Genomic DNA, 11992 nt, shown 5'->3' with positions numbered 1-11992 from the left:
CCGAAAGCGCCGCGCCCTTCAATGCCCCCGATGGTCCCGCCTCGCGTGTTGTGAGGCTGCGCTTCAGGGCGCAGGCGGGAACTGCTTGCGCTCCACCGTCCAGCCAGGGGCCGTACAAAGGCCGCAGTCATCGCCGGTGAAGAGCCGCCCGGCCTCCCGGTCGCCGCGCAATTGCCAGCGGAGCCAAGCCGAACCAGCGCGAGCCCATTCGCCGCCGTCTTCCAGCATCAGCGTTCCGCCGTGTCCCACGGGAAGGTTGGCGAACATGACGGGCACGTGGTCGATACGGGCGAAATCGTCGCTGCCGTTGGGGAAGGCGATGTCCGTGGGGCCGCCAAGGATATAGGCGACGGGCGTGTGCAGGTCGCGCAAGCTGTCCTTGTCGATCTGGACCCCGCTGAGGCCGTTGCCGCCACGGTTGTAGACCCCGCTGCCGAAGGCGATCACGGTGTCGATGCGCGGATCGGTACCTGCCAGCAACGCCTGAAGGCCGCCGCAGCTGTGCCCGGTGGCGGCGACGCGCCCGGTGTCGATCCTGCCGCGCAGCGGGTCGGCCGGCTCGGCGTTCATGCGCGCGGCCCAGTCGAGGGCCGCCAGCATTTGCGCGGTGGAGGTTTCGTCCGGCTGACGCTGCGACGGGGGCGGCAGTGTGCGCGGTCCGCCCATTCCTGCGGGCATGGTGGACACTTCGGAAAGGATGTTCATTTCGCGGCGCGGGGTGCCGTTGGCAATCACCAGGAAGCCGTGGCTGGCGAAATCGCGCAAGGCATGGCTGGCGCTCAGGCCATTGTCGCGGCATCCGCCGTTGCCCCAAAGCACCACCGGCATCGGCTCTTCCGGCAGGGTGCGGGGGCGGTAGATGGTATATCCGGGCGCGTCTTCCCGTGCCTGCGCGATTGCAGGGTAGGGCCCGCTGCCGCCTGCATCGCCGATCTGCCCTGTAATGGCGTCATCCGCTTCTACAGCGTGCAGCGGCAGGTCGACGCGTGATCCCGACTGCCAGCCACGCCGGACATCCAGCACCGGCGGCGGGTCCTGCTTCACCTCCTCCAGGTTGCGCTGGCGCGGGTCGGCGCCGGTGATGACGAACCGCAGCCGGTATCCGGGCTGCACGCGGTGCGACAGCGGCATCATGGCGATCGGCAGGCGAGCCGTTTCCCCGGCGGGAAGAGACGCAACGTCCGCCTCGTATCCGCTGTGCCAGGGCAGCCCCAGGTTGTCCCACGGCGCAGGCCGCGTGGCGCGGTGGGAAATCTTCAGCCGCCCGAAGGACAGGACCTTGGCCTCGCCGCCCGGCGAAAGTTCTTCGAGGTAGACGAAGACGTCGGCATCCTCCCGGTCGGCGGAAAGCTCGACGTGGGCGACAGGGTAGCCGAGCAGGTCGGCTGCGCGGTCGAACGGTTCGCTGGTGTAGGCAAGTCCGTGCTCGGCGAGGCTTTCGGGCCAGAAGGCGAAATAGTCGTCGTTGGCGAGATCGTAGTCGACCACCAGTCTGTCGCTGCCGGGATCGAGCGGGCGGGGCGAGAGGCCAAGGACGCCATCTGCGGCAGGCCCGTTGAGATACCAGGCCTGGGTGGTGGAGCCGGTGCCGGGAATGGTCTCGCCCCGAACGTATTCGCCTTCGTCCGTGCCGCGATCGGCCCAGTAGGTGACAGGCGGCTGGGCCGAGAACCCGTCGTCGATTCCCTTCAGGTGGTAATCGAAATAGCGCGTTATCTCGCCGACGAAATCGAATCCGGGCGGGGGCACACAATGGCTGCCGGGGCCGACCAGCAAGCGGCTGCCCATGTTGCGCGCAGCGATCAGCACCTGGCTGGTCGGCTCGTCTTCCCAGTTGCTCCAGTAATAGGTGGCGATGTCCGCATCGCGGATCCTGTCGGCATATTGCCACACGGCGACTTCGTCCCAGAAGGCATTGCCGGTGTAGGAGGACACGCTGTCGCGGAACGGCATTTCCGCCCACAGGCCCGCCATCGGCGTGTTGCCCGCGTGCTGCGCCACGGCCTCGCGCAGCAGGGCGCCGTCGGTGTCGCCGTCCACCGGGACGCTGGCGAGATCGACCGAGAGCGGCTCGTCCGGGCGCGTGTTGAACTGCGCGGTCAGCCCGCCCCGGCGCACGAAATCGTACTTGTCCCAGTCGGTCGCGCCGATGAACACGGCTTTCAGCGATTCGGGCGCCGCGCCCGCCACCAGCGTTGTCGAGCCGCCGAGATAGGAACAGCCGATCATCCCGGCCTCGCCCGTCGTGTAGGGCTGCGCCGCCAGCCAGCCCAGCAGGTCCGCACCGTCCTGCGCCTCGGTCTGGTCGAGGAAGCCGCGCCGCGCCCCGAAAGAAGCACCCTTGCCGCGAATATCGGCGGTGGCGACCACGTAACCAGCGCGGATCAGCGATCGCATCGCGAGCCGGTCGCTCAGCGCCAGCTCCACGATCTCGCCGTCCTCGTCGAAATAGCGCGCACGGTAAGGGGTGAAAGCGAAGATGACCGGAAGGGGCTCCTGAACCACGCCCTCCTCGGTCGCGGGTCGGTAGATGTTGAGCGCGAGGCGGGTCCCGTCGCGCACGGGCACGTACAGCGATTCCCGTTCGTATTCCGGATAGGGCTGGGCGGATGCGGAGGTGGCGGCAAGCGATGCCAACAGGAGCGCGAAGACCGCCGCCAGCCGGGCGAGCGAGGGGAAGGGCGTGGTCATCGTCAGTCGTTCCCGTCCAGCCATGCCATGATCTCCTCTCTGTTCGCGTCGAGAAGAGGCGGCGCCTCGTGCGTGCCGGGCTGGCCCGGCTCCATGCGGAAGCCGGCGTTCGGCACCGTTGCCGTGCAGCCCTTGGGCAATGCGTCGGTGTCGAGGTCTAGCAGCGAATCCGCCGAACCCAGGTCCGCTGCCTCGTGCACGCCGCGAACCTTGCCACAGGGAATGCCCTCGCCGCTCAGCTCGCGCTCCCACTCGTCTGCCGCGCGGGTGAGGAAGATCTGCTCCAGCTCCGCGTGCATCGCATCGAAATTGGCGCGGCGCGCGTCGGCGGTCGAGTAGCGTTCGTCGGCCAGCCAGTCCTCGCGCCTCAGCTTGCGCGCCAGTGCGGCGAACTGGTTGTCCTGCACCACGCCCAGCGACACGTGCCTGTCGTCCTTCGTCTTGAACAGGGCGGCGGTGGGAAGCTCGCTGTAACCTGTGTTGCCGAGGCGGCGCAGCGGCGATCCGGTGACGAGGTAGGGCGTCAGCGCGGAGGTCATGAAGGACAGGCTGGCATCGATCATCGAGACGTCGATGTAGGCCCCTTTCCCGGTTTGCTGCCGCTGGAACAGTGCGCCAAGGATTGCCACGGCGGCGGTCTGCCCCGTCAACGTGTCGACGATGGGGAAGCCGATGCGCACGGGCGGGTCGCCTTCCGCGCCGCTCAGCATCATCATGCCGCTGGTGGCCTGCACGATATTGTCGATCGCGGGCCAGTCGCGCTGCGGGCTGTCCTGCCCGTAACCGGAGACGGAGCAGAACACGATGTCCTCGCGCAGCTGGCGAACGGCATCGTAGCCAAGGCCCAGCCGGGCGATCACGCCGGGGCGGAAGTTCTCCAGCAACACGTCGCTTTTAGCGACGATGCGGCGCGCGGTTTCGTGGTCCTTCTCGTCCTTCAGGTCCAGCGCGATGCTCTTCTTGCCGACATTGGCCGCGATGAAAGCCGGGCTCATCCCGTCGAATTCGCGGTTCGAGCCGTAATTGCGGAACTGGTCTCCGCGCGGGGATTCGATCTTGATGACCTTCGCCCCCATCAGCCGCAGGATGTGGCTGGCGTAGGGGCCGGCCATCACGTGGCTGAAATCCGCGACGGTTACTCCTGCGAGGGGCTGGTGCGTCACTTCGTGTCTCCGCATTGAACTGTGTCGCGCTCCACCAGGCTCTGGCGAGCGGCGCGATAGGCTGTCATTCCATCTATCCCTACGCGGGAAAGCGCCCGCGCGTTGGCCTGGCCTTCGCGCAGGTAGAGGTCGTCGAACTGCTGCTGGTCCTGCGCGCTGGCGGGCAGGATGGTGATGGTGCTGGCGGCGATCTTCTCGCCAGCGGCCGCGGCGGCGCGGTTTTCTTCGGCAAGGGCGGCTTCCCACACGGCGATGCTTTCTTCGAGGATCGCCCGCTCGCCATCGCTCAGCGTCTGCCAGGCTTCCATGTCCATCGCCCGCGAGGGGTAGGCGCCGCGCGGGATGCGAATGTCGTAGAAGTAGTCGGTGACTTCGCCGAAATGCAGCGATTGCAGCGTTTCGGGCGGGGCTACGACGCCGTCGATCACCCCTTTTGCGAGCGCGCTGTAGACCTCGCCCATCGGCAGGTCGACCGGGTCCGCCCCCAGATTGCGAAGCACCGGCAGCAGCTCGGTGGGCGCCCTAATCCTGAGGCCCTGCAGGTCCTCGAGGCTTTCCACCCTGGCGGTGCTCGTGAGGATGCCGGGCAGCACGCCGCCTTGCAGGGCGAGCAGTTTCAGTCCCTCCAGCTCCTTGTCGAACTGCGGCTCCACGTTCGCCATGCAGCGATAGAGCGCCAGTTGCGATTCGATGGAATCGGCTCCGCTGTAGAAGCCTGTCTGGGTGCGCAGCAGGTGGGTGCCGCCGCGCGTATAGATCGGGGTGATGAGGCCGATGTCGGCCACGCCGTGACGGATCTCGGTCATGGACATGTCAGCCGAAAGCAGCGCGCCGGACCAGATCGGCTTGATCTTCATGTGCCCGCCGGAACGTTCGTGAACGAAGTCGATCCAAGTCTGGTCGGCCCGGCTGAACGGGTGGCTAGGCGGGTATGGCGAAGCGTAGGTCAGCTCGGTCACGCCTTCCGGCACCGGTCGGCTGCACGCCGCCAGCACCAGCAGGGCGAGGAGGGCGAGAAGCCTCATGCCAGCCCCTTCTCGTGCAGGAAGTTCTCGACCATGCCGACCATCCGATCGTGATCCCAGTTGTCGGCATCGACCATGTCGGCATCGATGCGCAGTACCGGCACGCCCGCCTCTTCCAGCGACAGCGCCGTGAGATTGGTGCCCGACTGCGAGAGGCGGTTGTCGGGCGGCAGCAGGATCACGGCGGCATCGATGCCGCAACGCTCCGCCTCTGAGGTCATCCAGCCGTTCATCCACGGCGGCAGGTGCAGCACCTCGTTCATCGAGGCAACGCGGCTGGCCAGTGCTTCCATCGGCTTGCCCTTCAGGTCGCGGATATAGGCTGGCCCGGCAAAGGGCATGTACATCGACCAGACGAAGACCGCGCCCAGCTTCTCCTCCAGCGCCTGGTAGAAGCCCGGATCGTGCCACACGCCGGCACCGATCCACATCAGCCGCAGCCGCTCGTTGCTCGATGCGCCAAGCCCCTTCTCGATCCGCTCGAACACCTCGTCGCGGAACTTCTTCGCATGGGCGACCGCCCAGTCCGATCCGCGGTGCCACTGCGGGATCATGGTGTTGGGCATCTGGTCGGCGATGGAGACGGGGCAGGGGCGCGCTTCGCCGATGGCGCGTGCCGCTTCCCAAATGTAGCCTTCCTGTTCGTTGATCCGCTCCATCAGCCGTTCCAGCCGCGCGGGATCGAACTTTCGCCCGGTCCGCTCCTCCAGGAGGGCGATCAGGTCCTCCATCTCGGACACCATCTGCTCGATCCGGTCGGGCTGGTAGACGCGGTCCCATGCGTCCTTCGAATGGGCGAACCAGTCCACTTCCTTGTGCTCCCAGGCGGGCGCTTCCATCGGATAGAACTCGCTGCCCAGTTCCTTCGCCCACAGCCCGAAGACATGCTGGATGCAGTCGCAGGTGAGCCGCGCCACCAGCACGGTGGGCGTGGGCAAGCCGCCCCACGGCGCCGTTTCCGGCTCGTCCGCCAGGGTGCAGGCAAGGCCGAGCGAGCAGTACTTGCAACTGTTCGCGGGGAAGCCCTTCTTCACCATCGCGTCGAAGTAGCGGCCCGAAAGCTGCTTGGCGGAGATGTAGGCGGACCACCACTGGTTGGTGATGATGGGAATGTCCATCGCGTGGAACAGCTCGTGCGGGGTATCGGCCTGAACGATGGCATAGGGCTCGGCCTCGTCCACGACCCGTCGCTTCAGCTCCTTGCCGAACGCCTTCTGGAAGGCCGTGGCCTCCGACGTGCAGGCCAGTGTCTTGCGGCTGCGCTGGTTGGCGGACTGGCTCATTTGAAAACTCCATCGCTTAACAGCCGCGCGATGTCGGCTGGCGAGAGGCGCGCGATCTCGCGGGCCACCTCGTGCGCGTGTTCCCCGATCGAGGGCGCGCGGAAGGGGGCAAGTGTGTCTCGCGAGAAAGCCATCGGCGTCGCAATATGGCCGAAGGTGCCGAGCACCGCGTGTTCCAGATCCCACAGGGCGGCGCGGCCCGCGATCTGGGGATCGTGGTCGAGCAGGTCCTCGCAGTCCTGCAAGGCACCGGCGGCGATTCCGGCGGCCTGCAATTCCTCGGCGATGGCGCGGTCTTCCCGCATGGAGGTCCATGCCGCAATGTCCGGCCCGGTAATGGATAGCAGGCGCTGGTGTTCGGCTTCGCTGAAGCAGCTGATGGCCACCCACCTGTCTTCGCCCGCAGCTGGGAATACATCCTGGAAGTACACTGCAGGGTCCGCATTGCCGAGGCGGCGGGGGCGCTCTCCGGCCTTGGCCGCTTTCAGGAATTCGCGCATCTGCTGCACGCAGATTTCGTACATCGAGGCATCGATGTGGCACCCCGCGCCGGTTTCGCGGCGGCACTGCAAGGCGGCAGCGACGTGGCCGGCCATTACGAAGGGCACGATCACGTCGCCGTAGGGCACGGCGCCGGGGATCACCGGCTCGCCGTCCGGGTAGCCGGTCAGGTACGTGCGGCCAGACAGCGCGCCGCCGGTGCCGTCGACGCCCCACTCCTTCGCCAGCGGGCCGGTCTGCCCGAACACGCTGCCCGACACCATCACCAGCCCCGGATTGCGCTTCACCAGGCTATCGTAATCGAGGCCGAGCTTGGCCATCGTGCCGGGCGAAAAGTTCTCCACCACAACGTTGGCCCAGTCGATCAGCGGGTCCAGAACCTCGCGCGAGGCGGGTTTCTTCAGGTCGAGCGTCAGGCTGCGTTTCGAGGTGTTGAGATTGGCGAACCACGGCTTGTCGTCGAGGCTGTCGGCGCTGGAGGCCGAGACCTGCACATCGAGGCGGGCAAGGTCGGGGCGGCTGCGGCTCTCGATTTTCACCACTTCCGCGCCAAGATCACCCAGCGTCTTGGTGGTGATCGAGCCGACCAGCGCCCAGGCGAAATCCAGCACTCTCACGCCGGACAGCGGGCCGGACCGTTTGCCCCGTTGAACGGCTGGAGCGCCCTTGGCCGCCCCATCGCGAACCGCAGCGAACCGCTCTGGCAAACCATCCGGGGTATCGAAGAAGTGCCGCGCCTTCAGGTGCTCGTCCTGCAACACGTCCGCGGGTTCGTTCACGACGCATGCGTTGATGCGGCGCCGCCTTCCTTCGGTGGCGATGTCGTGCTTGGTGCGCTGCGCGAAGAACTGCGCCATGGCGGCCTGCCAGCGGTCGCGGGTTTCCTCGGGCAGGGTGGAGCGGTTGTAGGCGAGCCAGTCGACATCGCGCATCGGGTTCTCGACCCCGGTCTCGTCCATCCAGTCCGACAGCGCCTTGTTCGCAGGCGCGCCGAGGCGGCCCGTCATCAGCGCATGGAAGCAGTAGCCGTCGGCCAGTTTCCAGATCACCTGCACCTTGGCCCGGCCATAGGCGATGCAGCCGCCCGCCCGGTCCAGCTTGCGCCGGTCGAACTGCCAGACGAGCACGCCATTCACATTGCGGCTCATGGCGACCTGCTGGATCGAGACGTCGACGTGTTGCCCCATGCCATGCGTGCCGCGTGCGAAATGCGCGGCCATCGCGCCGGCGGCAGCGACCATGTCGGCGTGGAAGGTGCAGGCGTCGCCCGCTTCCTTCACCGGCTTTTCGCCCGGAACGCCCGTCAGTCGCAGCGCGCCGCCCATGGCCGAGGAAACCAGCTCTCCCCCGCGCCAGTGCGAACGGGGGCCGCCCGACCCGAACGGGGTGACGGAGACGTGGATTGCCGTATCGGGAATGGCCAAGTCGGCGGTGCCTTCCAGCCCCACGTCGTCGATGACAAAGCTCGCGCCCTCCACCGGCCCGCCGATTTCGGCGCCGAGCGATGCCAGGTATCTCGCCAGCGGGCGTTCCTGCATGTCGCCGATCACGGCAACCCTGTGGCCTTCGAGGAAGCTCATCGTGTCACCCCTTCCAGGAATGCGGCGATCTCCTCGCGCGCGCCGTCGTTCGCCAGCCAGTCGCGCCGCGTCATCACGAGCGAGGGAATGCCCGCCGCCTCGAGCGCTTCCCTCTCAGCCGGGAGGTGCCAGCACTGGGCCTCGTCCTCCTCGATCCGCCAGAGAATGGCTGCGCTGGCCTGCGAAGTGTGGAGAGACTTCGCCAGCAGGCTTTCCGCATCGGCAAAGCTTCGCGGACCGCGCGGGCGGGTATGCAACTGCTCCCCCAGCGCGGCGAATGGGTCGCGGTTGTCGCCATCGACCAATGGCCCCGGATCAAGCCATTCCTGCGTCAAGGTGGACCCGGCAGGCGCGAAACCCTCTGCCTCGATCACTTCGTGCAGCCGCCCGTCCGGCGGCGGCGTTCCGGCCAGCAGGCATACGGGAGAGCCACCCTTGTCGGTGGACGAACGCTTTTCCTCGTTCGTTCGCGCAATCGCTTCGCCGAGCGCACTGGAATCGACCCCTAGCCGGTCCGCCAGTTCGCGCAGCTTGGCCACGGTGCGCCTGCGGCTGGTGTCGCGGGGTATCTTGCACACGTCGAGGATCAGCGGCTGCGGTCCGCCCAGTTGCCCGCGACGCTGAAGCTCGCAGATGTAGTAGTAGAGCCGCTGCGAAGTGTCGTCGGCGCGGCTGAAGAGAACGTGGTCCAGATCGTCGTATTTCCCTTCCGCCCAAGTCTCCAGCAGCGGGCGTGCCCAGGGCGCGAACTTGCTTTCCAGCCAGCCGCTCGCACGCGGCGTCGCACGATCCGGTTCGAAGGCGAGCACGCCCCTGAACCGGCCGGTGGCGGCCAGCAGGTCAATCGGGAGGTTGGGACCGGCGATAGCAATCATCTTCAGGTTCCGAGCATTTGTGGCAGCCACAGGACCATGGCCGGGAAAAGGACGATCAGCACCAGGTGGAAGAAATCACCCGCGAGAAACGGCAACACGCCGCGAAAGATGCTGCTGATCGAGATGTCCTTGGCCACGCCCTGCATGACATAGAGGTTGATGCCCAAGGGGGGCGTGAGGAAGCCGACTTCCATCGCGCGCACGAGGAAAATGCCGAACCATATCGCCGTCATCCCGGTGCCCTCCACGATGGGAAGCAGGATCGGCGTCATCAGCAGCATCAGGGCGAGGCCATCCAGCACCGTTCCAAGGATGAGCAGCAGGAGTGCCACCAGGAGCAGGGTGACGAATGTGCCGGTGCCCATTCCCTCGACGAGGTTCCCGGCGGCTTCCGCCAGCCCTGTCACGCCGACGAAGGCCGAGAAGATCAGCGCGCCGATCACGATCAGGTAGATGAGGCCGGTAGTGCGCAGCGTTTCATGGAAGGCGTTGAACAGGTTCTCGCGGGTCAGCTTGCGGCGCAGGGCAGCGATCAGCAGCGCGCCCGATGCACCGATGGCAGCCGCTTCGGGCGGGCTGAACCAGCCCAATGCGATGCCGCCGATCACCAGCAGCACCAGCGCCGCGATCTGCCAGATCCGGCCGAGGGCGCGCCAGCGATCCTTCCACTCGGCCCGCTCGCCGGGTGGCGCAAGCTGCGGCCTCAGGCGGACGAGCACGAAGACGACCACGGCATAGATCAGCGCCTGGGTGATCCCCGGAATGATGGCGGCGGTAAAAAGCCGGCCGATGGACTGCTCGGCAATGATGCCGAATACGATCAGCGCGCCCGAGGGCGGGATCATCTGTCCCAGCGTGCCGCCCGCGGCGATGGTGGCGGTGGACAGCCTGTCGTCATAGCCACGCCGCTTCATTTCTGGATAGGCGACAAGGCCCACGGTGGCCGTGGTCGCGAGGCTGGAGCCGTTGATCGCGCCGAACCCGCCGCAGCCAGCGATGGAAGCATAGGCGAGCCCGCCACGCCGGTGCCCCACCAGCTTTGCCGCAGCATCGAAAAGATCCCTGCTGGCATCCACAGAGAAGAAGATGTGCGCCATGAAGAGGAAAAGCGGCAGGGTGCCCAGTTCGTAGCGCGTCAGCGTGTCTACCACCACGACCCCGCCCTTGATCAGCGCAGCCTCCGGACCGAGGATCAGGACAAGGCCGCCCAGACCGACGAGGCCCAGCGCCGTGCCGATCCGCGCCCCTGCGAGCAGCAAGGCGAACAGCACGACGATGCCGACAAGTCCGGTGCCCGCGGTATCGATCATGACTGCACCTTCCTGGCGATCCGCACGGCCAGGCTGGCCGCAGCGACGATCAGGCAGGCATTGGCGAACAGGCGCAGCAGCCGCCACGGCACGCCCAATATCTCGCTTTTCTCATGCGCATCCCACAGGTCCATGGAAATCCATGCGGACCCGATCAGGAGCGCGAGGAAGAAGATTAGCGAAAGGGTGTCGGAAACCTTGTCCGCGATGGCCTGCCCCGCAGGAGAGAGCCGGTCGACGAAAAGCCGCACCCGCGCGTGGGATTGGACGATCGTGGCGATCGTCAGGCCCAGCGCGCCCGACACCAGCACGGCGGCCTGCATCAGCTCGATGGAGCCGGTGACGGGTATGCCGAGGTGACGACCGATCACGGCCAGCGTGTCGATCGCGGTCGCTGCGAGCAGGGCAATGCCGCCGAGCCAGATGGCCGCCTTGAGCGAGCGGCTCATCGTGCCGTCTCCAGCTTGCCGTCGTCTGCAATGCGGATCGGAGGAAGCCCTGCGCGGCTGGTGATCTCTTCTACATAGCGCCGGATATCGTCGGCCCTGTCGCCGTCCGCCAGCACGGGGCGGCCGGGCGCCTCGATGTGAACGGGCACGATGGCCGCTTCGGGCGCCTTGCCGCGCTGGAGGCGCAGCATTCCGATGAAGGCATTGACCGCTTCGGGATGGAAGGGTGCCAGGTGATAAGCGGGGTCGGGCTCGAAACCGAACAGTTCCTTGCGCTTGCGGGCCCATTCGCTGCGCGCTTGGTGGTCTTGATCCGGCGAGAGCGCGCGGGTGACAACGCATCCATTGCCTAGACCGTGGAATATCGGCTTGCCCTTGTGAAACTCCACGCCGCGAAGGATGTGCGCGTGGTGCGAAATTACCGCGTCGGCACCGGCCTCTATCGCCATCTTGGCAAGGACGCGCTCGTAGGGTTCGATGCGGGCGGGGGTGTGCACGACGCCCTTGTGCAGCGCCACGATGACGTGATCGGCACCGTGGCCTCGCGCCTCTGCGATGCCAGCGGCAAGGATGTTGGAAGCCTCCGCCGAGACTCCTTCGATGGGGGCCATCGGGGTGACCTCGGTGCCGTCCTGCGTCGTGAGAGGCAGATAGGAACAGCCTGCGCGCTCCGCCGTGGCCCATGCCGCCTGCGGGCCGATGCAGTTGTAGCTGAGGAGCGCGATCTTCTGTCCGCATGCTTCCGCGCAGGCGGGGCGGCGCGCATCTTCCAGAGTCATCCCCGCGCCGCAGCAGGCGATGCCCAGCCTGTCCAGTTCGGCGACAGTCTCGGCAATGCCTTGCGCCCCGCAATCGGCGATGTGGTTTCCGGCCAGCGTGAGCATGTCGAAGCCCGCCTCGGCAATGGCCTCCAGGTTCTCGATGGGGGCGCCCGGCGCGGGCACGTCGCCTGCAAGTTCCACCGTGCTTGCGGTATGAGGGACTTCGAGGTGACCGATGGCGAGATCGGCACCGCGCAATGCAGAAGCGATACCCGAGAGCCAGTGCCCGGCGTTCGGCTCGTCGAGAACCAGGTCGCCGGTCACGGCCACGGATATCACTTCTGGCATTTTGCG

General features: G+C 66.8%; 9 protein-coding genes. All 9 read right to left on the bottom strand.

The window, feature by feature from the left end:
- Positions 1–63: 63 nt before the first annotated feature.
- Genes ABFX23_RS09070 through ABFX23_RS09030 form a run of 9 tightly spaced genes read right to left on the bottom strand, consistent with a single transcriptional unit; the run spans position 64 to position 11986 of the window.
- Complete coding sequence (locus ABFX23_RS09070) at positions 64–2715, bottom strand: CocE/NonD family hydrolase (RefSeq protein ID WP_346032775.1); 2652 nt, start codon at positions 2713–2715, stop codon at positions 64–66.
- Positions 2694–3854, bottom strand: coding sequence for a CaiB/BaiF CoA transferase family protein (locus tag ABFX23_RS09065; protein WP_346032774.1), 1161 nt, complete (start codon positions 3852–3854; stop codon positions 2694–2696). The genes ABFX23_RS09070 and ABFX23_RS09065 overlap by 22 nt, the downstream gene beginning before the upstream one ends.
- Entirely contained in the window at positions 3851–4879 is a 1029-nt protein-coding gene (gene dctP / locus ABFX23_RS09060) for a TRAP transporter substrate-binding protein DctP (RefSeq protein WP_346032773.1), read from the bottom strand. Before dctP ends, ABFX23_RS09065 begins: the two co-directional genes overlap by 4 nt.
- Entirely contained in the window at positions 4876–6162 is a 1287-nt protein-coding gene (locus ABFX23_RS09055) for a 2-hydroxyacyl-CoA dehydratase subunit D (RefSeq protein ID WP_346032772.1), read from the bottom strand. The genes dctP and ABFX23_RS09055 overlap by 4 nt, the downstream gene beginning before the upstream one ends.
- Positions 6159–8243, bottom strand: coding sequence for a CaiB/BaiF CoA-transferase family protein (locus tag ABFX23_RS09050; RefSeq protein ID WP_346032771.1), 2085 nt, complete (start codon positions 8241–8243; stop codon positions 6159–6161). Before ABFX23_RS09050 ends, ABFX23_RS09055 begins: the two co-directional genes overlap by 4 nt.
- Positions 8240–9118 (bottom strand): hypothetical protein, encoded by an 879-nt coding sequence (locus ABFX23_RS09045; protein ID WP_346032770.1) that lies wholly within the window; start codon positions 9116–9118, stop codon positions 8240–8242. Before ABFX23_RS09045 ends, ABFX23_RS09050 begins: the two co-directional genes overlap by 4 nt.
- Before the next feature lie 2 nt (positions 9119–9120).
- A complete protein-coding gene (locus tag ABFX23_RS09040; RefSeq protein WP_346032769.1) occupies positions 9121–10428 on the bottom strand; it encodes a TRAP transporter large permease in 1308 nt (435 codons plus the stop codon).
- Positions 10425–10877 carry a TRAP transporter small permease gene (locus tag ABFX23_RS09035; protein ID WP_346032768.1) on the bottom strand — a complete coding sequence of 151 codons (453 nt, stop codon included), beginning with the start codon at positions 10875–10877 and terminating at the stop codon, positions 10425–10427. Before ABFX23_RS09035 ends, ABFX23_RS09040 begins: the two co-directional genes overlap by 4 nt.
- Positions 10874–11986, bottom strand: coding sequence for a CapA family protein (locus ABFX23_RS09030; RefSeq protein WP_346032767.1), 1113 nt, complete (start codon positions 11984–11986; stop codon positions 10874–10876). The genes ABFX23_RS09035 and ABFX23_RS09030 overlap by 4 nt, the downstream gene beginning before the upstream one ends.
- Positions 11987–11992 lie beyond the last annotated feature (6 nt).

Origin of the sequence: Erythrobacter westpacificensis, assembly GCF_039542285.1 — a bacterium.
Taxonomy (GTDB): domain Bacteria; phylum Pseudomonadota; class Alphaproteobacteria; order Sphingomonadales; family Sphingomonadaceae; genus Alteraurantiacibacter; species Alteraurantiacibacter westpacificensis.
The sequence above is the reverse complement of the archived record's forward strand: the minus strand, read 5'-3'. Positions and strand labels throughout refer to the sequence as shown.